The organism is Marivivens sp. JLT3646, from assembly GCF_001908835.1.
Lineage (GTDB): Bacteria > Pseudomonadota > Alphaproteobacteria > Rhodobacterales > Rhodobacteraceae > Marivivens > Marivivens geojensis.
The window spans coordinates 1,032,067-1,058,078 of record NZ_CP018572.1 but is presented as its reverse complement, the minus strand read 5'-3'; the positions used below and the strand labels follow the sequence as shown (position 1 = coordinate 1,058,078).

The 26,012-nt window shown below is 56.2% G+C and carries 22 protein-coding genes and 1 pseudogene; 13 read left to right on the top strand and 10 right to left on the bottom strand.

The annotated features are described in order from the left end of the window. The first annotated feature begins 379 nt into the window (after positions 1–379). The 5 genes from BSK21_RS05260 (at position 380) to BSK21_RS05240 (ending at position 5,632) form a co-directional block, all read left to right on the top strand. Complete coding sequence (locus tag BSK21_RS05260) at positions 380–2,122, top strand: acetolactate synthase 3 large subunit (RefSeq protein ID WP_067548896.1); 1,743 nt, start codon at positions 380–382, stop codon at positions 2,120–2,122. Between the two features lie 12 nt (positions 2,123–2,134). Continuing rightward, on the top strand, positions 2,135–2,698 hold the full coding sequence (gene ilvN / locus BSK21_RS05255) for an acetolactate synthase small subunit (RefSeq protein ID WP_067548899.1): 564 nt from the start codon (positions 2,135–2,137) through the stop codon (positions 2,696–2,698). Positions 2,699–2,837: 139 nt separating this feature from the next. Then, positions 2,838–3,779 carry a nucleoside hydrolase gene (locus BSK21_RS05250; protein WP_067548902.1) on the top strand — a complete coding sequence of 314 codons (942 nt, stop codon included), beginning with the start codon at positions 2,838–2,840 and terminating at the stop codon, positions 3,777–3,779. After that, positions 3,776–4,225, top strand: coding sequence for a GNAT family N-acetyltransferase (locus BSK21_RS05245; protein ID WP_067548905.1), 450 nt, complete (start codon positions 3,776–3,778; stop codon positions 4,223–4,225). The genes BSK21_RS05250 and BSK21_RS05245 overlap by 4 nt, the downstream gene beginning before the upstream one ends. Before the next feature lie 36 nt (positions 4,226–4,261). Next, positions 4,262–5,632: a YdiU family protein gene (locus BSK21_RS05240; RefSeq protein ID WP_067548907.1), complete on the top strand. Its 1,371-nt coding sequence runs from the start codon at positions 4,262–4,264 to the stop codon at positions 5,630–5,632. Positions 5,633–5,686: 54 nt separating this feature from the next. Here the strand turns inward: BSK21_RS05240 and urtE are convergent, their stop codons facing one another. The 5 genes from urtE to urtA all read right to left on the bottom strand — a co-directional run bounded on the left by urtE (position 5,687) and on the right by urtA (position 11,634). After that, entirely contained in the window at positions 5,687–6,382 is a 696-nt protein-coding gene (gene urtE / locus BSK21_RS05235; RefSeq protein WP_067548913.1) for an urea ABC transporter ATP-binding subunit UrtE, read from the bottom strand. A gap of 1 nt (position 6,383) precedes the next feature. Next, a complete protein-coding gene (gene urtD / locus BSK21_RS05230) occupies positions 6,384–7,127 on the bottom strand; it encodes an urea ABC transporter ATP-binding protein UrtD (protein WP_067548916.1) in 744 nt (247 codons plus the stop codon). After that, the gene (gene urtC / locus BSK21_RS05225) at positions 7,124–8,341 is read right to left on the bottom strand and encodes an urea ABC transporter permease subunit UrtC (RefSeq protein WP_074038975.1); all 1,218 of its coding nucleotides are present in this window, start codon (positions 8,339–8,341) and stop codon (positions 7,124–7,126) included. Before urtC ends, urtD begins: the two co-directional genes overlap by 4 nt. Positions 8,342–8,344: 3 nt before the next feature. Next, complete coding sequence (gene urtB, locus BSK21_RS05220; protein ID WP_067548919.1) at positions 8,345–10,282, bottom strand: urea ABC transporter permease subunit UrtB; 1,938 nt, start codon at positions 10,280–10,282, stop codon at positions 8,345–8,347. Positions 10,283–10,359: 77 nt separating this feature from the next. Then, complete coding sequence (gene urtA, locus BSK21_RS05215; protein ID WP_231924774.1) at positions 10,360–11,634, bottom strand: urea ABC transporter substrate-binding protein; 1,275 nt, start codon at positions 11,632–11,634, stop codon at positions 10,360–10,362. Between the two features lie 743 nt (positions 11,635–12,377). Between urtA and BSK21_RS05210 the strand changes: the two genes are divergently transcribed. Both BSK21_RS05210 and BSK21_RS05205 read left to right on the top strand, forming a co-directional pair. Then, positions 12,378–14,954 carry an ATP-binding protein gene (locus BSK21_RS05210; RefSeq protein ID WP_067548923.1) on the top strand — a complete coding sequence of 859 codons (2,577 nt, stop codon included), beginning with the start codon at positions 12,378–12,380 and terminating at the stop codon, positions 14,952–14,954. Positions 14,955–14,963: 9 nt separating this feature from the next. Then, positions 14,964–15,284 carry a TfoX/Sxy family protein gene (locus BSK21_RS05205; RefSeq protein ID WP_067548925.1) on the top strand — a complete coding sequence of 107 codons (321 nt, stop codon included), beginning with the start codon at positions 14,964–14,966 and terminating at the stop codon, positions 15,282–15,284. A gap of 114 nt (positions 15,285–15,398) precedes the next feature. Here BSK21_RS05205 and ndk read toward each other — a convergent pair whose 3' ends face one another. Continuing rightward, positions 15,399–15,821, bottom strand: coding sequence for a nucleoside-diphosphate kinase (gene ndk / locus BSK21_RS05200; protein WP_067548927.1), 423 nt, complete (start codon positions 15,819–15,821; stop codon positions 15,399–15,401). 123 nt (positions 15,822–15,944) lie between these two features. Between ndk and BSK21_RS05195 the strand changes: the two genes are divergently transcribed. The 3 genes from BSK21_RS05195 (at position 15,945) to BSK21_RS05185 (ending at position 19,127) form a co-directional block, all read left to right on the top strand. Then, complete coding sequence (locus BSK21_RS05195; protein WP_067548932.1) at positions 15,945–17,804, top strand: ABC-F family ATP-binding cassette domain-containing protein; 1,860 nt, start codon at positions 15,945–15,947, stop codon at positions 17,802–17,804. Positions 17,805–17,910: 106 nt separating this feature from the next. After that, positions 17,911–18,531 carry a MarC family protein gene (locus tag BSK21_RS05190; RefSeq protein ID WP_067548935.1) on the top strand — a complete coding sequence of 207 codons (621 nt, stop codon included), beginning with the start codon at positions 17,911–17,913 and terminating at the stop codon, positions 18,529–18,531. Between the two features lie 17 nt (positions 18,532–18,548). Continuing rightward, positions 18,549–19,127 carry a TIGR02281 family clan AA aspartic protease gene (locus BSK21_RS05185; protein ID WP_067548941.1) on the top strand — a complete coding sequence of 193 codons (579 nt, stop codon included), beginning with the start codon at positions 18,549–18,551 and terminating at the stop codon, positions 19,125–19,127. Here BSK21_RS05185 and BSK21_RS16110 read toward each other — a convergent pair. The 4 genes and pseudogenes from BSK21_RS16110 to BSK21_RS05170 form a co-directional block, all read right to left on the bottom strand. After that, the gene (locus BSK21_RS16110; RefSeq protein ID WP_232230451.1) at positions 19,124–19,306 is read right to left on the bottom strand and encodes a hypothetical protein; all 183 of its coding nucleotides are present in this window, start codon (positions 19,304–19,306) and stop codon (positions 19,124–19,126) included. The two genes, BSK21_RS05185 and BSK21_RS16110, sit on opposite strands and share 4 nt — an antisense overlap. Positions 19,307–19,324: 18 nt before the next feature. Further along, positions 19,325–19,486: pseudogene (locus tag BSK21_RS16260) on the bottom strand (GFA family protein); the annotation flags it as partial. 120 nt (positions 19,487–19,606) lie between these two features. Beyond that, entirely contained in the window at positions 19,607–20,077 is a 471-nt protein-coding gene (locus tag BSK21_RS05175) for a DNA polymerase III subunit chi (protein ID WP_067548948.1), read from the bottom strand. A 4-nt stretch (positions 20,078–20,081) separates the two neighbouring features. Continuing rightward, positions 20,082–21,548, bottom strand: a complete 1,467-nt coding sequence (locus BSK21_RS05170; protein ID WP_067548952.1) for a leucyl aminopeptidase — start codon at positions 21,546–21,548, stop codon at positions 20,082–20,084. A gap of 136 nt (positions 21,549–21,684) precedes the next feature. Here BSK21_RS05170 and lptF point away from each other — a divergent pair, with 136 nt between their 5' ends. The 3 genes from lptF to lptD are packed head-to-tail and all read left to right on the top strand — an operon-like array spanning position 21,685 to position 26,002. After that, positions 21,685–22,812 carry an LPS export ABC transporter permease LptF gene (gene lptF, locus BSK21_RS05165; RefSeq protein ID WP_067548955.1) on the top strand — a complete coding sequence of 376 codons (1,128 nt, stop codon included), beginning with the start codon at positions 21,685–21,687 and terminating at the stop codon, positions 22,810–22,812. Beyond that, a complete protein-coding gene (gene lptG, locus BSK21_RS05160; RefSeq protein ID WP_067548958.1) occupies positions 22,809–23,903 on the top strand; it encodes an LPS export ABC transporter permease LptG in 1,095 nt (364 codons plus the stop codon). The genes lptF and lptG overlap by 4 nt, the downstream gene beginning before the upstream one ends. Beyond that, the gene (gene lptD / locus BSK21_RS05155) at positions 23,903–26,002 is read left to right on the top strand and encodes an LPS-assembly protein LptD (RefSeq protein WP_067548960.1); all 2,100 of its coding nucleotides are present in this window, start codon (positions 23,903–23,905) and stop codon (positions 26,000–26,002) included. Before lptG ends, lptD begins: the two co-directional genes overlap by 1 nt. The last annotated feature ends 10 nt before the right edge of the window (positions 26,003–26,012 follow it).

The following is a 26,012-nucleotide window of genomic DNA, read 5'->3' as shown; positions in this document are numbered from 1 at the left end:
TGATTGGCCTGATTTCAGAAACAATCGCGCCCAAAGCCCCGCGTTTTAACGTGCCGTTAACCAGTTCCCTGCCCCAAGCGGCCCCTTATCGATTCGACCCCACCCGCGACAAATTGAAAGAAAGTTGCGAAAAATGCGCCCCTGACGACATTTTCTCTATCAGACAGGTTGACCTCGCTTTTCGGGCGTGCATAAGGTTCGCGCACGCAATCGAAAGGCCCGAGGGATGAAAAACCTTCTAGTAGTGGTGGGAAAATGGCGCATGGGCCGGTAACGGTTTTACCATAACGGTTCCCCATGCGCCCCCGAAAATCTCGGGGGCTTTTTTGTATGAAAACGACGTTAAGAATAACGACGACGCAGGATAAGGAAGAACGAAATGTCTCGTCAGATGACCGGCGCTAAAATGGTTGTTCAAGCTCTGAAAGATCAGGGTGTGGACACGATATTCGGTTACCCCGGCGGCGCCGTGCTACCGATCTATGACGAAATTTTCCAACAGAGCGACATCACCCACGTTCTGGTCCGTCACGAACAGGCTGCGATCCACGCGGCCGAAGGGTATGCACGTTCGACTGGTAAGGTTGGCGTTGCCCTCGTGACCTCTGGTCCAGGTGCGACCAACGCTGTAACGGGTCTGACCGACGCGCTGATGGACTCGATCCCAATCGTTGTTTTCTCGGGTCAGGTTCCGACCTTTATGATCGGCTCGGACGCGTTCCAAGAGGCTGACACCGTTGGCATCACCCGCCCCTGCACCAAGCACAACTGGCTTGTCAAAGACACTGCTCAGCTGTCGGGTACAATCCACGAAGCATTCCACATCGCGTCGTCGGGCCGTCCGGGTCCGGTTCTGATCGACATCCCCAAAGATGTTCAGTTCGCGACCGCCGAATATTCCGAAAAAACAAAGCGTAAATCGCACTACCAGCCGCAAGTTAAGGGCTCTATCGAGGGCATCAATGACCTCGTGAAACTGATGGAGAAATCCAAACGCCCGATCTTCTACACCGGTGGCGGCGTGATTAACTCTGGCCCAGCGGCATCCCAACTGCTGCGCGAACTGGTCGAAGCAACTGGCTTCCCGATCACCTCGACCCTGATGGGTCTGGGCGCTTATCCAGCTTCGGGCGACAAATGGCTCGGTATGCTGGGTATGCACGGCCTCTATGAAGCCAACATGGCGATGCACGACTGTGATCTGATGATCAACATTGGCGCGCGTTTCGACGACCGTATTACGGGCCGCGTCGATGCCTTCTCGCCGAAGTCGAAAAAGGTGCACATCGACATCGATCCATCCTCGATCAACAAGGTCATCCACGTTGACCTCGGCATCATTGGCGATGTTGCTCATGTCCTCGAAGACATCTTGAAGGTCTGGAAATCCCGTGGCCGCGTGACCGAAAAAGAAGGTCTGGCGAAATGGTGGACCCAGATTAACGAGTGGCGCAAAATCGACTGCCTCGCCTACACGGGCTCTGAAAAGACGATCAAACCGCAATACGCGCTGCAACGTCTCGAAGAACTGACCAAAGGGATGGACCGCTACATCACGACCGAAGTTGGCCAGCACCAGATGTGGGCTGCGCAATTCCTCGGCTTTGAGGATCCGAACCGTTGGATGACCTCGGGCGGTCTGGGCACCATGGGCTACGGCTTCCCTGCGTCGATCGGCGTTCAGATGGCGCACCGCGATGCTCTGGTTATCAACGTCGCAGGCGAAGCCTCGTGGCTGATGAACATGCAAGAAATGGGCACCGCGATGCAGTATCGCCTGCCTGTAAAACAGTTCATCCTCAACAACGAACGCCTCGGCATGGTCCGTCAGTGGCAAGAACTGCTGCACGGCGAACGCTATTCGTCGTCGTGGTCTGAATCCCTGCCCGACTTCGTAAAACTGGCCGAAGCCTTTGGCGCCAAAGGTATCATCTGCAAAGACCCAGCCGACCTCGATGACGCGATCATGGAGATGATCAAACACGACGGTCCGGTGATCTTTGACTGCCTTGTTGAGAAACACGAGAACTGCTTCCCGATGATCCCATCGGGCAAACCGCACAACGAAATGCTGCTCGCAGCAGATGCTGCGGCCTTCGCCAGCGGCGCAACCCTAGTTTAAGGAGGACTGAATATGTCTGCACTACGGATCAAAAAAGGCTCCTCCTCTCACTCGGCTTATGACCTACGCTCGACCTATGGCGACACCGTTGAACGCCATACGCTCGCAGTCACTGTGATGAACGAACCGGGCGTCCTCGCCCGTGTGATCGGCCTGTTTTCGGGTCGCGGTTATAACATAGAAAGCCTCACCGTGGCCGAAGTGGACCACGAAGGTCACAAGTCGCGCATCACAATCGTCACCTCTGGCACCCCACAGGTGATCGTTCAGATCAAAGCCCAGCTGGGCCGTATCGTTCCCGTGCTCGAGGTCCACGACCTTACCGCCGAAGGACCGAGCGTTGAGCGTGAACTGGGCCTTTTTAAGGTTGCAGGCAAAGGCGAACAGCGTGTTGAGGCGCTCCGCCTTGCCGATATCTTCCGCGCCAACGTGGTCGACACCACACTACAAAGCTTCGTGTTCGAACTCACCGGTACGCCCGAGAAAATCGACGCTTTTGCCGACCTCATGCGCCCCTTGGGGCTGGTCGAAGTGGCCCGCACGGGCGTTGCTGCCCTGTCGCGCGGCGATCACTAGTACCTGAACGGGCGGGATCACATCCCGCCCGTTCTTTATTAGCACTGACGCTGGGGGACGACTCCCGCCCCTGCCTTTCCGCTTGAACCTGCGGCAATCCACCTGCACTGTGCCCGCGATACGCGAACTAGAGGCAGGCATGGCACCCCGTAAAATCATCATCGACACCGATCCCGGCCAAGACGACGCAGTCGCCATACTTTTGGCCCTTGGCAGCCCTGATGACATCGACCTTCTCGGCATCACCGCCGTTGCGGGTAACGTGCCCCTTCCGCTGACCCAGAAAAACGCGCGGATCGTTTGCGAACTCGCAGGTCGCACCGACGTTAAGGTCTTTGCGGGTTGCGATGCACCGATGAAACGCAAGCTCGTCACCGCAGAACATGTGCACGGCAAAACGGGCCTAGATGGTCCGCAATTACCCGACCCGAAAATGCCGCTCCAAGACCAGCACGCTGTTGATTTTATTATCGAAACGCTGCGAAATGAGCCCTCAGGCACGGTAACGCTCTGCCCTATCGGGCCGCTGACAAATATCGCAACCGCCTTTGAACGCGCACCCGATATTATCCCGCGCGTACAGGAAATCGTTCTTATGGGTGGCGCCTATTTTGAGGTGGGCAACATCACGCCCGCAGCAGAGTTCAACATCTACGTTGACCCAGAAGCCGCTCAGATCGTGTTTCAATCCGGCGTACCCCTCGTCGTCATGCCCCTAGATGTGACGCACAAGGCGCTGACCACGAAATCCCGCATTGATGCCTTCCGCAATATGGGCACACATGTGGGCACGATGGTCGCGGAATGGACCGACTTCTTTGAACGCTTCGATATGGAGAAATACGGCTCCGAAGGTGCCCCTCTCCATGATCCCTGCACCATCGCTTATCTGATTGATCCACATCTGTTTTCTGGCCGCTATATCAACGTAGAGATTGAAACCCAGTCAGAATTGACGCTCGGTATGACCGTGGCGGATTGGTGGCGTGTAACAGGTCGAAAACCCAATGCGCTGTTTATCGGTGATCTTCATGCCGAAGGCTTCTACCGTCTGCTGACAGATCGGATTTCTCGCCTATGACCACGTCTATAACGCTCGCGGGTCCCGACGCGCTCGATCGTGTGCTGTCGCTCGTTGAACGCAACCACAGCGAAATCGGTATCCCATCTGACGACGAAGGCCGACGTCGCGCGATTACTCCACTGTTGAACGGCTCGCCGCATGGTGCGATCTGGCTCATTGGCCCGCAACGTGCCCCGTTGGGCTATGTGCTCGTCACCTTTGGCTGGTCTATCGCGCTTGGCGGGATGGAAGGTTGGGTCGATGAAACCTTTATCCGGCCTTCGGTTCGTCGCCGCGGCATCGGCACGGAGGTTCTCCATTCCGTTGCTGTCGCCTTGGGTCAAGGCGGGGTCAAGGCCCTCCATGCCCGCCTTCCGATCCCTGATCCCTCACTGATTGCCTTTTGCGAACGGGTCGGCTTCCGCCAGCGCGACGGGCTGTTGGTGCTAACCGACACGCTCTGAACTGGTTATCGCAGCCCCGCGCACCATATAGAACCTATGCAGCTTTTCGCCTTTGATAACAGCTACGCACGGCTCCCCGCGCAGCTCTACACCCGCCAGACAGCGACACCTGTGCGTTCGCCACAGTTCTTTGCCCTGAACGACGCGCTTGCTCGCGACCTCGGTGCGGACCCGGACGCCCTGCGTGCCAACGTAGATATCTTTGCGGGCAACGCGGTGCCCGCAGGCGCCGACCCCATCGCCCAAGCCTACGGCGGCCATCAGTTTGGCCAATGGAACCCGGGCCTTGGCGATGGTCGAGCGCTCCTCTTGGGCGAAGTTATCAGTGACAAAGGCCGCTTTGATCTCCAACTCAAGGGATCAGGCCGCAGCCCCTATTCCCGCGCTGGCGATGGTCGCGCGGGCCTCGGCCCCGTAATCCGCGAATACCTCGTGTCAGAGGCGATGAATGCTCTGGGCGTGCCGACCACCCGCGCCTTCGCTGCCGTCACCACAGGCGAACAAATCCTCCGCGAAGGTCCCGTCCCCGGTGCAATCCTCACCCGCGTCGCTTCTAGCCACATCCGCGTCGGCACCTTCCAACTGCAAGCGTTTCGCGGCGACGAACAGGCGTTGCGGGCGCTCTACGATCACGCCCTCGCCCGCCATTTCCCCAATGCCGAAACCGTCGAAGATGTCGTCACCCAAATGATGGACCGTCAGGCGGACCTTATCGCCCGCTGGTCCGCGCTCGGCTTTATCCATGGGGTGATGAACACCGACAATATGACCGTTTCTGGTGAAACCATCGACTATGGTCCCTGCACTTTTATGGACGCCTATCACCCCGCCACAGTGCTCTCCTCCATCGATCGAATGGGGCGCTATGCCTATGCAAACCAGCCGCATATCGCGATTTGGAACATCGCCCAATTCGCATCAAGCCTCGTGCCCATGGCCCCCGATCAAGACGCCACCGTTGATCACCTGAACGCTATGATGGGTAACTTCGCGGGCCTCTACCGCAGTGCGTGGATACGCCATTTCGCCCCGAAACTTGGCCTTCCTCCATCGGATCAGGCCGAATCCCTCGCCCAACGGTTCCTCAAGATGATGGAGGATACGGGCGCGGACTTTACGCTGACCTTCGTCAATCTTGATCAGCCGCTCGACCATCAGGACTATGCCGATTGGCGCGCCGATTGGCAGGCCGCAAAACCCGACCTCGCCCTCGCCGCAAAATCGAACCCGCAGGTCATCCCCCGCCTCCATCGGATTGAAGAGGTCATCCGAGAAGCCGCTGACGGAAACCGCGCACCCTTTGACGCTATGCTCTCTGCCGTCACCGCACCATTCATTGAAAACCCCGACTTCGCTCGGGCACCTGAACCGCACGAACGCGTAATGGCCACCTTCTGCGGCACCTAAGGCTCCTTTGTGCTCCAAATATCCCGGGGGTCTGGGGGCAGCGCCCCCAGAGCGTCAAATCGAAACCGCCGCCAGCAACCGTTCCCGCGCAAGGTGCTCTTTCCCCTCGTTCAGCACGACATCGCCACGGTTGAGCGCATAAAACTCATCTGCGAGGTTAAAGGCGAAATCGAAATACTGTTCGACCAGTACCACCGCGATCTCTCCCTCATCGCGTAACTGGGCGATCACGCGACCAATCTGCTGGATGATATTGGGCTGAATGCCTTCGGTTGGCTCGTCCAAAAGCAACACGCGGGGCCGTGTGATCAGTGCGCGCGCAATCGCCAACTGTTGCTGCTGCCCGCCAGAGAGGTCACCGCCACGGCGATGCAGGAACTCTTTGAGAATTGGGAAGAGCTGGAAAATCTTATCGGGCACGCCGCGTTCAGACCGATCAAGGCAGGCAAACCCGCTTTCCAGATTTTCCTGCACGGTCATCAGGGGGAACACTTCGCGGCCTTGTGGGACGTAGGCGATCCCTGCCCTTGCGGCTCCGAATGCAGTCAGGTGCGGTAGGTCCTTTCCGTCCAACCGAATAGTGCCTTTGTCGTATGGATGACGCCCCGCAATCGCCTTGAGAAGCGATGTCTTACCAACGCCATTGGTGCCCATCACCGCCGTCACCCGCCCCGGCTTTGCGGTCATCGTGATGCCGTTCAGGATCTGGCTTTGCCCGTATTTCAATGTGAGATTTTCAATTTCGAGCATCTTAGCGTCCCAGATAAACTTCGATCACGTCAGGGTTTTGGGTCACGTGATCGAGCGACCCTTCGGCCAGAACCGATCCTTCATGGAGCACGGTGACCTTGCAATTCAAACGGCGGACAAACTCCATATCGTGTTCGACCACCACAACGGCACGGGTCTTCGCCGCCCGAACAAGAAGATCCGTCGTTTGTTCCCTTTCCGCAGGCGTCATCCCCGCAGCGGGTTCATCGACCAAGAGCAAACGCGGGTCTTGGGCTAATAGCATGCCAATTTCCAACCATTGCTTTTGACCGTGGGACAGTTCGCCTGCCACGCGGGTTAGCTGATCACTCAGCCCGATTTCGGCAGCGAGCGCTTCGATCCGCGCAGCCCCATCTGCCGTCTTGCGATAGAACAACACATCAAACGGTCCACGTTTGTTTTTCAACGCCATCGCGAGGTTTTCGCGCACGGTCTGTGCCTCAAACACCGTAGGCTTTTGGAACTTACGACCGATGCCTGCACGGGCGATCTGGCTTTCGCTCATCCCCAAAAGGCTGATGGATTTTTCGCCCCAAATGACCTTGCCCTCGTCAGGTTTTGTCTTGCCCGTGATGATGTCCATAAAGGTCGTTTTACCCGCCCCATTCGGCCCGATCACCGCCCGCAACTCTGGCTCTGCAATCGCGATGGAGAGGTTATTGATCGCGCGAAATCCGTCAAAGGTGACCGAAACACCTGAAACTTCGAGGAGACGTTTGTTCATTCCGGTTTTCCTTCTTCTGCGCGCCATGCCCCCTCGGACGGGCCGTAGTCAGAGTTGCGTTTGACCGCGACGAAATCGAACAGACCGCCGATACCCTGCGGGAAGAACAGCGTGACTGCGACAAAGGACAGGCCCAGCAGAACGAGCCACCAGTCGGTCCAGACGATTTTGTAGAAACCGAGGTTGATCGCTGGTGCGCTGCCGCCTGTGAACCACGATGACAAGAGCGAGACGAGCGTTGCGCCGATCACAGCACCATAGAGCCGTCCGCGCCCACCAATCGCCACCCAAACCGCAAGGTAGATGGAGGCAATCGGTGCGATCTCGGCAGGGTTAATGATGCCCGCCTGCGGATAATAGAGAGCACCCGCAATGCCCGCCACCATCGCTGTGATCGTAAAGACAAATAGCTTATACGATTCAACGTGATACCCAAGGAATCTCACTCGTGCTTCGTCATCCCGAATAGCCCGAATGACACTGCCCATTTTGCCCGATGTAACAAAGGCAAAGAGGACATAGCCGAGGCCGAGCGCGACGGCCGAAGCCCAGAAGAACCAGATCGAAACATCGTCTTGGGATGCGGAGACACCGGGGATGTTCTGCAGACCGGAGAGGCCGTTATTCCCCCGCAAACCGCTGTCGTTCTGGAACAGGTAGAGTGACAGCGCGAGGGTCATCGCTTGGGTCAGGATCGAAAGATAAACCCCAGTGACGCGGCTACGGAAGGCCAGCCAGCCAAAGACCAGAGCGAGCAATCCGGGAACGATGAGGATCGCCAAAAGCTGGAGCGGCAGCGAATGGGCAAAGCTCCAGATCAGGGGAAAATCGCTACTGCCAACGACGCCGAAAATCTGAGTTCCAATAGCGTCAGAGAGCTCTTGCGCAGTTGCGGGCAACGGCTGGTTCGCCAGCGACCCCGCGACGATTTCTTCGGTTCGGGCATACATAAGCCACATGCCAATCGCGTAGCCACCGATCCCAAAGAACGCAAAATGGCCGAGGCTTAGGATGCCACAATAGCCCCAGACCACATCCATGGCGATTGCGATCAAACACAAGCAGAGCGTTTTGCCCAGTGTTTTGACAAAGGAGGTCGAGATCAACCCATAGCCCGTTGCCTCTGCCATCACAGTCACCGCAAGGGTGAAGAGTGATAGGACCAAGAGGAACACAAGGACCGAACGGTTCGTTGCAAGGAATGATTTTGTCATGACTCAGTTCCCTGCCGCACGGCCCTTGAGGGCGACGATGCCTTTGGGGCGGAATTGGATGAAGATGATGATAAAGAGGATCATGTAGGTCTGCGCGGCGAGCGTGTTCGACGGATTGAAGAACTCGATCCCTTTTTGCAGGAAGCCAATCAACGATGCTCCCGCTAGCGTGCCCCAGACATTACCCACCCCACCTACCACGACGGTCATGAAGCTCTGTACGATGTAATCGGCACCCATCTCGGACGTGACTTTGGCATAGAGTCCGATGGCAATGCCTGCGATCCCCGCAATCCCAGAGCCAAGCCCGAAGGTCAGCATATTGATGCGATCAGGGTTGATGCCCATCGAGGCCGCCATCCCTGGGTTCTGGGTCACTGCGCGGACCTCAAGCCCCAGACGTGTCTTTTTCAAGATAAACAAGATCAGGCAGAGGAACATCACGGCGAGCACAAAGATCGCGATACGGATGTAGCTGATCGCCACCACATCGTTGAACACAAGTGCGCCATCCAACCATGACGGCGAGGTCAGCGGGCGGGCCTGCGTGCCAAAGATGTTCTTTGCGATTTGTTGCAGTGCAATTGATATACCGAAAGTCGCGAGGAGCGTTTCCAGCGGACGTTTATAGAGGTGGCGAATGACCAACCGCTCCATCGCGACGCCAGCCGCAAAGGTGACGATAAAAGCAACGGGAAGTGCGACGATTATCGACACGGTGTAATCAGGGATCACCTGCTGGATCACATAGCCCGTGTAGGCGCCCATCATGATGAACTCGCCATGGGCCATGTTAATCACACCCATCACGCCAAAAGTGACGGCAAGGCCAATCGCAGCGAGGAAATAGATCGACGCCAGAGAGATCGCATCGAGCGCGAGGTCAGCCGTCTGCATGGCCCCCACCTTTAGCTCGATCTGTTTGATCGCAGCGGCGGCAGCATCGGTGACAGCCTGATCCGCCTCGTCGTATTGGGTGTAGAACACATGGGCTGCAACGGCAGATTCGCGATCCGCCATCGGCACAAAGGGGGCAGCGAGCCCCGCATCAACAAGCCCTTGATAGGCACGAATGCGTTCATCGGGATCTGACATTGCGGCGACCGGCACACCCGCAATCTTGCCGTCCACGATATTCGCGACAAGGGCGGATTTCAGGTCTTCTTCGGTCACAGTGGGCTGCGCCAGCCCAGCGGACGCTAGCTCTGCATAGGCGGTGTTCACATCGAAATCAGGGCCAACCTCGCGGATCGCTGCGATATTGGCACCTTCGGGCAATGTGGCCGCAACGCCAGTGGTCGAGGTCAGTGTTTGGTTCATCACAGCGCGAACATCGACGCTTACATCGGACGACAGCGCCTCAATCGCCGCTACGCGGTCCTCGCTTGAGGGCGCAAAACGGGCGGTGAGCATCATCAACAGCCGTTCTTTGCGGGCCTGCAAACCTGCGTCAGGCTTATCAGCTATCGACGCGGCTAGAGGCGCAAGCTGTTCGGCAGAGCCATCGCGGCTGATCGCATCCAATGCTGCAGCCCGACGATCATAATCAGGATCGAGCAATTGATATTGCACCAAGGCAGAGCCAATCACACCGCGCACACCTGCGTTGGGTTTGATCTGAGACATGACAGCTTTGGGCGCGGTGCCCACGGCTACACCCGTCGAAAGGTCGATCAAAGTGACCGGATCAGAGCCTTCGACATAGTAAAACAGGCCAGTGTCTACGTTCTGCCAGACGTTCTTTTCCTGCCACGCCTGAAGAAACGCAGGGACTTCGGGCAGATCGCTGTCGATCAACGCGGTGATCGCTTCGCCTACAGTGCGGCGAGACGGTTTGGCGATGTCATCGGAATAGGTTTGCAGGACAGATTGTAGGTCCTGAGCGGCAGCGGCAGCAGCCAAAAAGAAGATGGACACAGCCATCACAACGGCGCGAAGCATCGGCGCGTTCCTTATGGGGTAGTCTTGGGGGGAAGGTTCGGGGTGGAGGGCGCGCCCCCACCCCAAATTTCAAAACCTTAGTAGTTCGAGGTCAACTGAACGCAGGTCTGAGTTTCAGTGTTATACATACCGCATTTCAGGTCGATCCAATCGGATTCCAGAACAGCGGATTCTGGCAGGAAGTCGGTCCATGCGTCGCCAGCCACTTCGGTGGTTTGGCTGATGATGTCGAACTGGCCGTCCGCCTGAATTTCGCCGATCAGAACTGGTTTGGTCAGGTGGTGGTTCGGCAGCATGACAGCGGTTCCGCCTGTAAGGTTCGTGAACTCTTGGCCCGGAAGCGCGTCGATAATCGTGTCAACATCGGTGGTGCCCGCTTCGGTGACAGCGTTTACCCACATGTTAAAGCCGATATAGTGCGCTTCCATCGGGTCGTTCGTCACGCGCGCATCGTCACCGATAAAGCCGTGCCATGCATCAATGAAAGCAGCGTTTTCAGCGGTATCCGCGGACATGAAGTAGTTCCAAGCCGCCAAGTGACCGACGAGGTTGGTGGTGTCGAGGCCCGAGAGTTCTTCTTCGCCGACGGAGAAGGCAACAACTGGGATGTCTTCAGCAGAAACGCCTTGGGCTGCGAGTTCTTTGTAGAAGCCGATGTTCGCGTCCCCGTTGATGGTCGAGATCACGCCAACCGATTTACCGTCAGCGCCCAATGCGACCACGTCGGACACGATGGTTGCCCAGTCAGAGTGACCGAACGGGGTGTAGTTCACAAAGATGTCTTCGGCGGCGATACCCTTGGACTGAAGGTAGCTTTCGAGAATGTTGTTGGTGGTGCGTGGATAGACATAGTCGGTGCCCAACAGCGCGAACTTCTCGACACCAAGTTCTTCGAGGAAGTAGTCAACCGCAGGGATCGCCTGCTGGTTCGGAGCAGCGCCAGTGTAGAAAACGTTGCGCGAAGATTCTTCGCCTTCGTATTGAACAGGGTAGAACAGCAGGCCGTTCAGCTCTTCAAGCACAGGGAGGACCGATTTACGCGATACCGAGGTCCAGTTGCCGAAAATCACATCAACGTCGTGAACGGTCAGCAGTTCACGAGCCTTCTCCGCAAAAAGCGGCCAGTCCGACGCAGGGTCGACCACGACAGCTTCGATTTCACAGCCCAACAGACCGCCCTTTGCGTTCTGCTCTGCGATCAGCATGAGCATAGTGTCTTTGAGAGTGGTTTCAGAAATTGCCATCGTCCCCGAGAGGGAGTGCAGCACGCCAACCTTGATCGGGTCAGCACATTCGGCAAGAGCGGCGCCTGCACCTGCGATCAGAGCAGCGGAGGAAAGTGCGGGCAGCATAATTTTTTTAAACATCTAAAGTGTCCCCTGTTTGAGACCCATCAGCGGCCCGTGACCAGTGGTCAAATCGGGTCAAAACGCATATCATTAGGTCTCAGCTTTGTTGCTGATGTCGCGCGGGGTCTGTTATCTGCCAGGATTGCGTCCCCGTGCGGCGATTGTGAGCGGCTTTATCCGTCGCCCGAGGAAGAGAAGATGCTGCGCTGCGGCACATCGCAATTTCCATCAAATCGAGAAACTCAAAATTCAACACAGGTGGTCACTTTTTAATCACAAATAGGTGCTTTGGTTATTTTTTAATCAGAACAAACGTCAACAAACGGTCGATTTTACAGGCGAATGGTCCGAAAATCGTGGCTTGTCACATCTTAACTGCCTCATCTCTGCCATGATTGAAGCGTATGCTTACCATACGTCACCCTAGTGGATTTGAGTAAAGCGAGACCGCCATGCCAGCCCATCAAGTGAAAAAAGCACCGAAACAGTCCAAGCCGCCAACAGAAACAAACAGACAAACACCTGTCGCCGCAGAGACAACCTACCTCATTCGTGACTTTGCTAGTCTCTAAGACGTGATCATAAACGAACAACCCTTGGATGTTTTCCGTTTTGAGGCACATCATTTGGGGTGTTAGCCTTTTGGATACGGCAGCTTATCCCAATGCGGCGTTTCAGCACCGATCCGGATGACATACCCCTGAATTTAGGGAAGACCGACAACCAAAAAGAGACACCGAGGCCCAATGGCACTTAAAACCACCTTCGCGATCTCCAGCAATAAGACGCCAGATGACCTGCGCGACTCCCTGCTGTTTCGCGATCTGGATGGGTCTCAACTTCTCCGATTGCGCGCAAAAATCGCGCGTCACCCGTCTCGACACACCCTGATATACGTCGCTTTTACGTCGATATGGGTCATTGGTTTGGCTTTGGGTGCTGTGGCAACTGATCTCTCGAAGATCGCGATTTACTTTGTGCCGCACACGGCGCTTTTTGTGTTGGTTTTGGGTGTTCTCATCTATCCCATCCGCATGCTTTTTTGGCCAATTCTCGCCTTCATCGGCATTTATTTGGCTCAAGCAATCATACCCACTTACATCCTGCCGCTTGACGCAACATCGGACAGTATAGCTCGCATGTTCTGGGTCGGGCTGGGGGTGAACCTGTTTATCGGTGGCCTTGTTGGGTTCATGTTGCGACTGGCGTTGAACTTTCTCAACAAACGCCTTGCCCCCTATACGGTCGACCTTACGATTTCAGTACTGACTGGTGTGGTTTTCTTCATCGTATCAGTTACGACAATCTCAACGCTCACCAGCGTCTTGACATCGTCTTTCCCCGAGACCGTTGCCGCACTTTCACTCGATAAAGAGTTCCTGCTCCAAGCAGCGATCCGTTGTGGATATGGCGGCATTGTCGTTTCCACCTTCTTCATTGGGATGATCCAATTCCCAAGGCCATCGGATGTCCTCTGGGCGACTCCGTTTGTCTTGAGTTTTGGTGTGCTCGCCACGTTGGGACGGTATGGGTTCCAACTGCACGTCGCCCTCGATGCGATCGCGCTCTGTGCAATTTTTGCTGTCGTTCTACCGATCCGATTGGTTGTCCCGACCCTGACAACAGGTATGCTAATCTACGCGTCAATGACTGGCGCGATTGTGACGCCTCCGATAATCACTTCGCAATCCGACCTTGTCATCGAAATTTACGCGGTCATTGCCCTCGGTATCATCATTTTCGTACTCGGCCTGCGCAGCCATGGGCTGCATCTGCAAGACCAACAGGTCAGCTCCCTACGTCGGCTAAACACTGTTCGAAATTATGCGGGCGTTGGCGTATTCGCCGTTGATCTCACGTCCCGCATGGTATCTGTCGATCCCGTAACGCAGCGCATGCTGGGCGTTCCGCAGAATTTCGATATCGCGTCAATGATGCGCAAATTCGGCGACCATGAACAAACCGAACTGCGGCGCATGATGTTCCAACGTCCAGGAGAGACCACGACCCTCCTCGCCCGTCTTCGCGAAGCGCCTGGAAGCAACCACCGTCGCGTCATTCGCCTGTTCCTCTGGTATGAACGTAGCTTTGACAATCTACCGGTCGTCTATGGCCTTGTGGTCGACGTGACAGGCGAACATCTACAGGAACGTGCGCTCAAGGAAACATTGGCCGAATTGTCGATCCGTCAGGATCAGCAGAAACAAATGTTCTCGATCATCAGTCACGAATTGCGGACACCTGCATCGGTGATTTCGATGCTGATCGACGATCTCAATGACGACGAAGCGGACCAGGAGCACCTTGCCAAGCGCCTACGCGAAGCGACCGATCAGCTGCTCGGCGTTTTGACCGACATGCGTCAGGCCGTGAACCCAGAAAAGAACCTTCCGATCAACCCCGTCCCGTTCGTCCCTGCCGACCTCGCGGAATCGATCCGCAATACGTTTGAAATGCAGGCTCAGGCCAGCGGCATCACGATCAGACTGCGGTTCGGCGAAGGCGCAAACGAGATGGTCTTGGCCGATAGCGTTCGGATCAAACAAATCCTCGGCAACCTCATTCGGAACGCGATCATTCACTCTCGCTGCTCTGCGATCACCGTGACGTATCGGTCGTCGATCGGAGATAATCTGAACGACCGCACGGGCGTTTGGTCAATCACGGACAATGGCATTGGGATCGCTGCCGAAGAAGTCGAACGCCTGTTCCAACCGTTCCAACGCGGCGGCGAAGATGCCCGTAACCGTGCGGATGGCTCGGGACTTGGCCTCTACATCGTGCGAACCACCGCGCAGCTCTTGGGCGGCAGCGTGACCTATTTCCCCGCTCCCGAAGGCGGCGCTGGTTATCACGTTCGGATCGCGGAACCGCTCGCCTCAGCAGAGGATTTGCGTCAGGTCGCGCATTTGGACGACGACACGGTCGACTTTGGCTCGATGTATGTTCTCTTGGCCGAAGACAACGCTCTGGTTGCCGAAGTCACCAGTGCCCGCCTCCGCAAATTCATGGGTCGCGTTGAGGTGGTCGGCTCTGGCCGTGAAGCGCTCGATCTTATCGCCCAAGATCCGCCTGATGTGGTCGTCACCGACCTCTTTATGCCAGAGATGTCAGGCGATGAACTGACACGCACCCTACGCGCCAACGGCTTTACCAAACCGATCATCGGCCTCACCGCTGCGGTCGTAGGCGATGACATGCGCCAATTTGAAAAAGCAGGCGCGTCGACCGTCATGACCAAACCGCTCGACGATACAGCACTGATGCGTTTCCTCCGCAAACAAAGCGCGGAACAGGATGACGAGACACCTCAGGCAGAGTAACCTGCAAGTATGACATCCCTTCGCACGATTTCGGGCATCGGCCCCGCGACTGAAACGGACATGGTCCGCGCAGGCATACCTGATGCCGAAACCCTAAGGGCGCTCGGTGCCCATGATGCCTATGCACGGATGATCGCCAAAGGCATCCGCCCGCACTTCATTGGCTACTACGCTCTTCACATGGCACTCCAAGGACGTCCATGGAACGACTGCAAAGGCGCCGAAAAAGACGCCCTACGCACCCGCTTTGACGCGCTCCTCGCCTCAGACACACCAGACCGCCCGTCAAATGACCTCGCCCGCTTTTTATCAGATATGGGCCTCGCCTGATCGAGCCTTTTGTGCTGCAAATATCCCGGGGGCTTGGGGGCAGCGCCCCCATAAACGAACAAAGCCCGCACTAATGTGCGGGCCTTGCGGTTATCCAAATCTGAAAAGCAGCGATTAGCCGACCAGTTCAAGACCCGAGAAGAAGAATGCGATTTCTTCTGCAGCAGCTTCAGGCGAATCCGAACCGTGAACCGAGTTCTCACCAACGGATTTCGCGAACTCTGCGCGCACGGTGCCAGCAGCAGCGTCAGCAGGGTTGGTTGCGCCCATGACTTCACGGTTTTTCAGGATAGCGCCTTCGCCTTCGAGAACCTGAACAACAACCGGTGCGGACGCCATGAATTCGCACAGTTCGCCGTAGAACGGACGCTCTGCGTGTACTGCGTAGAATTTGCCAGCCTGAGCAGGTGTCAGGTGGATGCGCTTGGATGCGACAACGCGCAGACCAGCGTCTTCGAATTTAGCAACGATTTTGCCGGTCAGGTTACGCTCGGTTGCGTCCGGTTTGATGATCGAAAGGGTGCGTTCTACAGCCATGATAGCCTCACTTGCGTCGGCCCCATTTGGGGCGGGTTAAGAATTGGCGCTGCCCTAACATGTGTTAGCGCACAAGAAAAGCCGTGATTGACCGCGCCTCCTAGGTCAGGCAATGACGCACCTATGCTACGTTTAGATGACATCAGTTATTCGATCGAAGGCCGGGTCCTCATTGACCACGCCACCGCCGTCATTCCCACCGGCCATAAGGTTGGCGTTGTGGGCCGCAACGGGACGGGGAAAACCACTCTTTTCAAACTGATACGAGGCGAACTACACCTCGACACGGGAACCATCGAACTGCCCAAAGGGTGGAAAATCGGCGGCGTAAGCCAAGAGGTTCCTGGAAATGAAGTCTCTTTGATCGACACTGTTCTTGCCGCAGATATCGAACGATCAGCACTTCTGTTGGAATCAGAGACCGCAACCGATCCAGCCCGTATCGCCGACATTCAGACCCGTCTCACTGATATCGATGCGTGGAGCGCGGATGCCCGCGCCTCTTCCATCCTCAAGGGCTTGGGATTTACCGACGAAGAACAAAAAATGCCCTGCTCTGCCTTCTCGGGCGGTTGGCGGATGCGCGTGGCTCTCGCGGCGGTTCTCTTCTCGGAACCCGATCTCCTGCTTCTTGACGAACCGACGAACTACCTCGACCTCGAAGGCGCGCTCTGGCTCGAAAACTATCTGACTCGCTATCCACATACGGTTTTGATTGTCAGCCACGACCGAGAGCTTTTGAACCGCTCGGTCACAGGCATTCTGCACCTCGATAGCCAGAACCTGACCTATTACACAGGCACCTACGACAGCTTTGCCCGCCAACGCGCTGAACAGCGTGCAGTGTTGATGCAAGCCGCCAAGAAACAAGACGCAAAGCGTGCCCACCTTCAGTCCTTTGTGGACCGCTTCAAGGCGAAGGCAAGTAAGGCAAAACAGGCGCAATCCCGCGTTAAAATGCTCGAAAAAATGGAGAGCATTCGCGTACCAGAGGATGCCGCCCGCACGGTCTTTACCTTCCCGACGCCAGAACCGCTCTCGCCCCCAATTATCCGCGTTGAGGGCGGCGCAGTTGGCTATGACGGCACGGCCATCTTGACCCGTTTGAACCTGCGCATCGATCAGGATGACCGTATCGCGCTCTTGGGCCGCAACGGCGAAGGTAAATCGACCCTGTCGAAACTGCTATCGGATCGTTTGCCTTTGATGGAGGGGGATAAACACTCGTCCTCCAAGCTGCGTATCGGGTTCTTTGCCCAGCATCAGGTCGATGAATTGCGCGTTGAGGAAACCCCGCTCCAGCATATCGCGCGGGCGATGCCTGACGTTCAGCAGCCGAAACTGCGTGCCCGTCTCGCTGGCTTTGGCCTCATGGCTGCCCAAGCCGAAACCGAGGTTGGCCGCCTCTCTGGTGGGCAGAAAGCGCGCCTTTCCCTCCTCTTGGCCACGCTCGACGCGCCGCATCTCTTGATCCTCGACGAACCGACCAACCACCTCGACATCGAAAGCCGCGAGGCTCTGGTCGAGGCGCTCACCGCCTATACAGGCGCGGTGATCCTTGTCAGCCACGACATGCACCTGCTGAGCCTCGTGGCCGACCGCCTTTGGTTGGTCAAAGACGGTCGCGTAACACCATATGAGGACGATCTCGACGCCTATCGCAAACTGCTTTTGTCTAGCGATAAACCAAAGGCCGAAAAACCCGTTGTCGAAAAGCCCAAAGCAGAAAAAGCCGACCGCAACACCATCCTCGCCCTGAGGGCCGAGGTGCGCAAATGCGAAGAGCGCGTGAACAAGATCAACGAAATTCGGGATCGCGTTGTCTCGGAACTCGCGGATCGGTCCATTTACGAAGACGTCAACGCGGTGAAACTCGCGGGTCTCAACCGTAAATACGCCGAAGCCAATGCCGCCATCGACCGCGCAGAGGCCATGTGGATGGACGCGCTCGAAGCCTTGGATAAGGCCGAAAATCCGGCCTGACCCCCTGCCTTTGTGCCTCAAATATCTCGGGGGTGCAGGGGGCAGAGCCCCCTGCCCTTGAGGCTTTTCCCTTTGTCCATTTGATCAAATCCGTTAGAACCACCCCATGACTGATTATATCGCCGCCTTCACCACGCTTTTCGTGATCATTGACCCAATCGGTTTGACGCCGCTTTTCGTGGCGCTCACCCATGGGGCATCTGCTCAACTGCGCCGCAAAATCGCGCTTCGGGCCTGCATCACGGCTGCGGTGATCTTGTTTTGTTTTGGTATCTTCGGCGAGGCGCTCTTGGGCTTTGTCGGGATTTCAATGCCCGCCTTCCGCATCGCGGGCGGGGTTCTGTTGTTTTTGACCGCGCTCGAGATGTTATTCCAAAAACGCCAGACCCGTCGACAGGGTCATACCGACGACGCAGCAGAGGACCACATCGACGATCCATCCGTGTTTCCGATTGCCATCCCCCTCATCGCTGGCCCTGGTGCCATCGCGACGATGATCCTTTTGACCGATCAGGCAGAGGGCATCGGCGGATTTGCGGCGGTGATGGGCGTGATGCTCTCAGTTCTGCTGATCGTTTTTATCTTATTCCTTGTTTCCAATATGTTAGAGCGGATTCTGGGGCGCGTCGGGGTGAACGTCGTGACCCGTATCCTCGGCATGCTGTTGGCTGCCTTGGCTATTCAGTTCATTCTTGATGGATTGCGCTCTTTCGGATTGGCCCCCTAAGACCTATCTATTGGTTTATGGACACAAACGACCAGCTTCGCCTCTTGTATCTCGGCATCCTTATAACCGTCATTTTTGGCGGGGTGATGATCCGTTCGCGCAACAGGCTCGGCAAAGTTGCTCAACAGCTTGGCATTTGGACGCTGATTTTTGGCGGCGTGATCCTCGCCGTTTCGAGCTACCAAGGCGCAGGCTTTATGCCATTCCGGTCGCAATCGACGCTGTCGGATGGACGCATCGAATTGGCCATCCAACCAGACGGTCACTACTACATGACCGCGATGGTCAATGGTGTCCCGATTGAATTTGTCGTGGACACGGGCGCTACGCATGTGGTGCTGAACCAAGCGGACGCAAAACGCATAGGCATCGACCTCAATGACGTGACCTACATCGGCTCGGCCAACACGGCAAACGGCGTTGTTCGCACAGCACCAATTCGGATTGAGACTCTAACCATCGGCGATGTCACCGACCGCAACATTCGTGCGGTCGTGAATGGCGGCCCGATGGAAGGATCGCTGTTGGGGATGAGCTACCTCAACCGTTTCAGCAAAATCGAAATCACCCGCGGCCGCCTGATCCTCACCCGTTAAGTCTCATAATCGGGGTGCTGATTGTTGGTCTTTTTCACGCTTTCTGCGTTGATATAATCCTCGTCGCAGGTGTGTTCCGTGAGGCTCGGCAATTGGCTGAGCAACGGTGATTTCGACTCAGCCCCCCAAGCGAACTTCAGCTTCACTTCGTCGAACTTATCAAAAACCGAAATCGCCATCCAAAACGACTGCCGGTTATCACGTTTATAGCTCAAAGTGGTCCCGCACTCTGAACAAAAGCCCCGCGACACACCTTCAGAGCTTTTGAAAATCGATGGAACACGACGGGTCCATGTCACCGCGTTGATCGGAACCCCGATCCAGGCACCGAACAGGCTCCCAGTCGCTTTTTGACACATCCGGCAATAGCACACGTGTGCGTTATTCATAACTGATGTCACGCGGAACCGGATTGCACCGCACTGACACCCACCAGCGTGAAGATTAGACATTTTTGCCTCCGCCAGCATTTGTCGTCTTTAGTCGGACTGACTTTCTGCCTTTTTTGTCCAACGGCCGTCTTCTTGGGCCCAGTATTGGGCTGACACGTTTTGAGAGGTTAGACCCTTCCAAGCCTCCCGTGCGAGTTGAACCAGACCGTCATCGAATCCCGAGAATATAATCATGGTTCGTTCAACCCTAATAACATCTTCGGCACAGATTGTCGCCCCGTCGACGCAAACTATACAATTTGGTTCATTTTGTGCTGGCCGACCATCGCTGGTCAGCAAAATCGGCTGATGGGCGTCATGTGGACCGCCCGCCAAACCGTGCGCTAGAAAGGATGTATCGCCGCAATCCCAAAGGGCGACATCCAACGCCGCCATGCGATCCGCATTGGTGCCGCGCACTTCGACCCGCCAGCCCTGTTCTCTTGCCTTGCTCAACAACAGGGGCAAGGCTTTCTCGAGCGAGCTTTCAGTCAGGTGGTAGAAATAGGCGGCACCCACGAACTCAAGCCTCGTAGTTGTCAGCGATAAGACGGTTCAGCGCCATCACACCCCAGCCAGTCGCGCCTTTCGGAGCGAGTGCTGTGTCCGATTTGGTCTGCGCGGTGCCCGCAATGTCGATGTGACACCACGGCATGTCGTCTTGGATAAAACGGCGCAAGAATTGCGCTGCCGTGATCGACCCGCCATCGCGGCCGCCGACGTTTTTCATATCCGCTTTGGCTGATTTCAACATCGCATCGTAAGCAGGTCCCATCGGCATCCGCCATGCACCCTCGCCCTCGTTTGCTGCGGCTTTCAGCAGTTTGTTCGACAGCTCGTCACTGTTCGAAAACACACCCGCGTTTTCATGGCCCAGCGCAATGATGATCGCACCCGTCAGCGTGGCGAGGTTGATCACGCCCGTTGGTTTGAACCGTTCCTGCGCATACCAGAGCACATCGGCCAAAACCAAACGGCCCTCAGCGTCGGTGTTGATCACTTCGATCGTGTCGCCCTTCATCGAGGTCACGATGTCGCCCGGACGCACCGCGTTGCCCGACGGCATGTTCTCAACCAACCCAACAAGGCCAACCACATTTGCCTTGGCCTTGCGCAGAGCGAGCGTTTTCATCACGCCAGCCACAACGCCAGCGCCGCCCATATCCATGGTCATGTCTTCCATGCCCGCGGCTGGTTTGATGCTGATACCGCCCGTGTCGAACACGACGCCTTTACCGACAAAGGCAAAGGGTGCCTCATCGCCGCCGCCGTTCCATTGCATGACGACGACCTTGGACGGGCTATCCGATCCTTGCCCAACGCAGAGGAGCGACCCCATGCCCAGCTTTTCGAGATCAGCTTCTTCGAGAACTTCAACGGTTACACCCAAAGCGCTCAGATCGTTGAGCTTTTCGGCAAAGGACGTGGTGGTCAGGATGTTTGCAGGCGCATTCACCAGATCGCGGGTAAAGAAGGTGCCTTCTGCAACAGCCGCCAGAGGTGCGTAGGCTGCGGTGGTTTCTTCAGCGTCTTTGACCATGACAGTGACGGCGCCATATGTGGTCTTGTCACCCGTTTTGTGGTCCTCAAACACATAGGCGCGCATCGCGATGCCAAAGGCGAGCTCTTCAGGTTTGTTGACCGCTGCCGCCAAAATTGTCAGATCGCCTTTGCCCAGCGCCTTCGCGATACTTGCACCTGCCTTGCGATGTTCCTCGGCAGTGGCGCGGCGGGGCAGTTTCACTACCAAGAGCGCCTCAGCCGCGACACCAACTGGCCATGTGATCTCTGCCAAATCACCAGTGCCCAATTTAGCAAAACGATCAGAAGCCACCAAACGGTCGATAGCCTTGCGAGACAGGGTGTTCACTTTACGCGCACCGATGTCCATTTTACCGTCTTCGGTCACGAAAATCGCAATACGACCTTCTGTCGTCGCGAGCGCATCAGTGGTCAAAGGGGCAAAGGTAATCCGGATCGGGCTAGTCATGTGGTGAACTCCTGAAAGCTATCTTTCGGCAATAGGTAGCTTGCCTTGTGGTGAATGACCAGAATACGGTTCAATCCCCCCAACAAATCGGTTAGCGTCTTGGCGATAATGAATAACTGGCATCCGGGGGGACGCATTGGCTCGATTCGACAGATACCTACTGTCGCAATTGCTGACTCTCTTCGGCTTTTTCTCGCTCGTATTGGTCTTTATCTACTGGATCAGAGCGGCGGTCGAATTGTTCGACGAACTGATCTCTGACGGACAAACAGCAAAAGTGGTTCTGGAACTCACCATGCTCACCCTTCCAGGTGTGGTGCAGATCGTTTTGCCATTGGCCGCAGTGGTGGCGAGTATTTACGTGATGAACCGTATGACCTCTGACAGTGAATTGGTGGTCATGCAGGGCACAGGGTTTTCGCCCGTGCGCTTGATCCGCCCTGCGGTGATCTTTGGCGTCATTGTAACGGTTCTGACGATGGTCTCTTCGCATTTCCTTGTGCCAACCGCTGCGCTCATCACCAATCAACGCCAAGCAGAGATCAGCCAGAACCTCGCCGCGCGAATGCTGGTCGAAGGACGGTTTCAGTCGCCCACCTCTGGATTAACGATTTATATCCGAGACATCAGCCGCAACGGAGAATTGTTGGACCTGTTCCTCTCTGATACCCGCGATGATGCAGAAACGATGACCTATACCGCGTCTCGTGCGTACCTCGTGAAAACCGACAACGGCCCGCAGCTGGTGATGATCGACGGTATGGCGCAGGCGCTTAATACCCGCACACAGCGCCTGAGCCTTACAAGGTTCGAAGATTTCACCTACGACCTTGGCGATCTGGTGGACTTCACACCTCGATTAACGCGATCGAGCGGTGAAGTGACCTCACTCGAACTGCTGATGGCAACACCTGAATTGCAGACTGAAACAGGCAAGACCGCCGGCGAATTAATTATGGAAGCCAACCGCCGCAATGCGAGAGCCCTTTTGGGCTTCGTCGGGGCCATGATTGGAGCTGCCTCCTTGCTCGTCGGTGGGTTCAGCCGCTTTGGGGTTTGGAAACAAGTGATGCTTGCCATTGCCCTTATCATTGTCGTCAAATTAGCAGAGTCCACCGCTGAGAACATGATGCGCACGATGCCCGAAGCATGGATGATACCTTACCTACCGATCTTCGTGGGCATAGTTATCACTATGGTCTTGCTCACCATCGCGTCCTACCCCGCGCGGTTCCGCTTCCCCAAAGGAAGGATTGCTGCATGATCCTTCACCGATATTTCGCACAGCGCTTTATCTTTGTCCTCGGGGGCGTGATCGGTGTGTTCGGCCTCCTGATGGCGTTCGTTGAATTGGTTGAACGCCTAAGAACCCTGCGAAATGTCGATGTGTCGTTTGGGCAGGTGGTGCAATTAGCTCTCTTGAACCTGCCAGACTCGCTTTATCGGATTATCCCGCTGTTGGTGATCATCGCAACGATTTGGCTGTTCCTCGGCCTCGCGCGATCATCCGAGCTTGTCGTAACGCGTGCAGCAGGTCGTTCCGCACTCAGGGCGCTTGTCGCACCGTGTCTCGTGGCATTCATCTTCGGCCTCGTGACCATCGGGATTTTCAACCCCATCGTCGCCAGCACATCCCGAGAGTTCGATGCACGTCTGAGCACCCTAACTGGTGAAGGCAGTAGCTTTACACTCGCATCGGACGGATTGTGGCTACGCCAAGGGTCAACGAACGGTCAAACGGTGATCCGCGCAGATGCGACTAACCTTGATGGGACGGAACTGTCTGGGGTCACGTTTATCACATTCACCCTAGATGGTGGCCCCACTCGTCGGATCGAGGCCACCTCGGCCCGTCTGACGCCCGGTCAATGGGACATCGCAAATGCAAAAGTCTGGCCTCTGGCCGATGCTGAAAACCCCGAAGCCGTCGCCGAATATCACGAGACGTTCCAAATCCCATCGTCGCTGACCGTTGATCAAATCCGCGATAGTTTCGGTAGTCCGTCTTCGGTTCCAATTTGGGAACTTCCCGCATTCATAGAACGACTCCGCACAGCGGGGTTTAGTGCGCGTCGTCATGCGGTTTGGCTTCAGTCTGAACTGGCGATGCCTCTCTTCTTGGTTGCGATGGTTTTGATTGGCGCGGCCTTTACCATGCGCCCGCAACGCGGCGGAAAAACCGGGCAGATGGTCCTTTGGGCTATTCTGATCAGTTTCGGACTTTATTTCGTTCGGAATTTTGCGTCTATTTTGGGCGAAAACGGGCAAATCCCGATTGCTTTGGCCGCTTGGGCTCCGCCTTTCGTTGCCGTGGGTTTTGCCTTTGGTCTACTACTGCATCTGGAGGACGGGTAATGCGTCGCCTCGCCCCGTTTATCCTCGCTGCCCTTCCCTTTGCAGGAACAGTTGCCGCCCAAGATGCGGCAACCCTCATGGCGGACAGCGTATCGATCACCGCTGACAATCGACTGATCGCGTCCGGCAATGTTGAGGCATTCTTTGACGGCACAACCCTTTCGGCAGCCCGCATTACTTATGATGAGGCGACGGATCGTCTGATAATTGAAGGCCCGATTTTCATTAAGGCTGCCGATGGCACAATCCTCACAGCCGATAGCGCGGACCTAGACCCCAAGCTCCAAAACGGTCTTTTGCTCAGCGCCCGTATGGTCCTGAACGAACAGTTGCAGCTAGCGGCGAACCGGATCGATCGGGTTGACGGTCACCTCACCCAATTGACCAAGGTTGCTGCGACATCCTGCAATGTCTGCGACGGACGCCCTCCGTTGTGGGATATTCGCGCGTCTCGGATCGTCCATGATCAGGATGCCAAGGAGTTATACCGCGATAACGCAGTGCTACGTGTACGAGGCGTGCCTGTGTTTTGGCTGCCTACGATGCGGCTCCCTGATCCGACACTCGATCGTGCGACAGGGTTTCTGGCACCGAGCTACCAGTCGAACAACTTGTTGGGCCTTGGTGTCCGCACACCATACTTCATTAAGATCGGTGATCACCGCGACATTACCCTGACCCCCTTCCTAAGCGCGGAAACCCGCACCCTCGAAGCAAGGTATCGGCAGGCCTATCTAAATGGTGACATCGAAATCAATGCCGCAGTGAGCCGCGATACCATCGATGATGGTGCGACACGGGGCTACATCGAGTACGAGGGCGACTTTGCTTTGCCTCGCGATTACACGCTGAGCTTTGGCGGCATTCTGACCAGTCACGACGAATACCTCGCTCAATATGGATATTCCTCTGCGGATTATCTGAAGAACGCACTCACGGTCGCGAGGATTGAACCACAGTCCTTTGTGATGGGCGAAGTCGCGATCTATCACACAGTCAAAGAAGGTGAGACTGACGCCGATATCATTCCCGTTGTCATCAGCCTTAGCACTGAAAAGCAGCTCAACTACGCTGCGGGCGTCCTGACCACAGGCATCGATGCGGATCTTCAACTGCGATATGGCCACGACAACACAGGCGCAGACCGCGATGTATTTCGGATCGGCGCATATACAGATTGGAACCGAAACTGGGTGCGTCCCTCTGGCATCGTGATCGAAAGTGATCTGGAGCTTGCGGCGGATGCGTATGGCTTCAACAACGATCCGGCGAATGACACGGCCCTGCGATTGGTGCCTTCAGCTTCGGTCACCCTGCGTTATCCAATGGCCCGCACCGAACGCGATGGTTCGGTGAACTTGCTAGAGCCATTATTGATGCTGGGGTGGTCCGATGTCATCGGCGACACTGTCCCGAACGAAGACAGCGGTACCGCCGATTTTGACGAAGCGAACCTGTTTAGCCTGTCGCGTTTCCCTGGGGACGACCGAGTGGAGACAGGGGCGCAAGCTGCTTATGGCGTATCATGGCTTCACATTGCGCCGCAGGGGTGGAACGCTCGGCTCTTGATGGGACAAGTTGTTCGCGACGAACCCGCCGATTTCTCGGCATCGTCAGGGCTTTCAGGTTTAGGGTCAGACTTTCTCCTTGGGGGGCAACTGTCCCTCGCGAACGGACTTCACGTTCATGGTCGGACGCTGATTGACGCAGACTGGGACGCGGGCAAATCCGAGTTGGGCGTTGGATGGGCAAATGACCGGATCGACCTTACTGCAGAATATCTGTGGCTACCTGCTGACCTTGGCGAGAGCCGCACTGAAGTAACGTCTGAATGGGCCTTGGATGCGGGCTACATCGTCAATGATAACTGGAATATCGGGTTCAACGGGCGCTACGACATCGACGCAGATAGCCCTGTTGACGCGGAAATTCTCTTGGGATGGCAGAACGAATGCGTGAAAGTCGAGTTTTCGGCCTCGCGCAACTATACTGTTTCCTCTACTCTCGAACCAATAACAGACTACGGATTGACCGTGGGGATCGCTGGCTTTGGCACCTCGACATCGGGTGTCGCTCCCCGTCGGGTCTGCACGAACTGAATGAGGCACC

Excerpts from the sequence above, each read along its gene's own strand:
- BSK21_RS05260 (WP_067548896.1), top strand. The coding sequence starts at position 380 with ATGTCTCGTCAGATGACCGGCGCTAAAATGGTTGTTCAAGCTCTGAAA.
- ilvN (WP_067548899.1), top strand. The coding sequence starts at position 2,135 with ATGTCTGCACTACGGATCAAAAAAGGCTCCTCCTCTCACTCGGCTTAT.
- BSK21_RS05250 (WP_067548902.1), top strand. The coding sequence starts at position 2,838 with ATGGCACCCCGTAAAATCATCATCGACACCGATCCCGGCCAAGACGAC.
- BSK21_RS05245 (WP_067548905.1), top strand. The coding sequence starts at position 3,776 with ATGACCACGTCTATAACGCTCGCGGGTCCCGACGCGCTCGATCGTGTG.
- BSK21_RS05240 (WP_067548907.1), top strand. The coding sequence starts at position 4,262 with ATGCAGCTTTTCGCCTTTGATAACAGCTACGCACGGCTCCCCGCGCAG.
- urtE (WP_067548913.1), bottom strand. The coding sequence starts at position 6,382 with ATGCTCGAAATTGAAAATCTCACATTGAAATACGGGCAAAGCCAGATC.
- urtD (WP_067548916.1), bottom strand. The coding sequence starts at position 7,127 with ATGAACAAACGTCTCCTCGAAGTTTCAGGTGTTTCGGTCACCTTTGAC.
- urtC (WP_074038975.1), bottom strand. The coding sequence starts at position 8,341 with ATGACAAAATCATTCCTTGCAACGAACCGTTCGGTCCTTGTGTTCCTC.
- urtB (WP_067548919.1), bottom strand. The coding sequence starts at position 10,282 with ATGCTTCGCGCCGTTGTGATGGCTGTGTCCATCTTCTTTTTGGCTGCT.
- urtA (WP_231924774.1), bottom strand. The coding sequence starts at position 11,634 with ATGCTGCCCGCACTTTCCTCCGCTGCTCTGATCGCAGGTGCAGGCGCC.
- BSK21_RS05210 (WP_067548923.1), top strand. The coding sequence starts at position 12,378 with ATGGCACTTAAAACCACCTTCGCGATCTCCAGCAATAAGACGCCAGAT.
- BSK21_RS05205 (WP_067548925.1), top strand. The coding sequence starts at position 14,964 with ATGACATCCCTTCGCACGATTTCGGGCATCGGCCCCGCGACTGAAACG.
- ndk (WP_067548927.1), bottom strand. The coding sequence starts at position 15,821 with ATGGCTGTAGAACGCACCCTTTCGATCATCAAACCGGACGCAACCGAG.
- BSK21_RS05195 (WP_067548932.1), top strand. The coding sequence starts at position 15,945 with ATGCTACGTTTAGATGACATCAGTTATTCGATCGAAGGCCGGGTCCTC.
- BSK21_RS05190 (WP_067548935.1), top strand. The coding sequence starts at position 17,911 with ATGACTGATTATATCGCCGCCTTCACCACGCTTTTCGTGATCATTGAC.
- BSK21_RS05185 (WP_067548941.1), top strand. The coding sequence starts at position 18,549 with ATGGACACAAACGACCAGCTTCGCCTCTTGTATCTCGGCATCCTTATA.
- BSK21_RS16110 (WP_232230451.1), bottom strand. The coding sequence starts at position 19,306 with ATGGCGATTTCGGTTTTTGATAAGTTCGACGAAGTGAAGCTGAAGTTC.
- BSK21_RS05170 (WP_067548952.1), bottom strand. The coding sequence starts at position 21,548 with ATGACTAGCCCGATCCGGATTACCTTTGCCCCTTTGACCACTGATGCG.
- lptG (WP_067548958.1), top strand. The coding sequence starts at position 22,809 with ATGATCCTTCACCGATATTTCGCACAGCGCTTTATCTTTGTCCTCGGG.
- lptD (WP_067548960.1), top strand. The coding sequence starts at position 23,903 with ATGCGTCGCCTCGCCCCGTTTATCCTCGCTGCCCTTCCCTTTGCAGGA.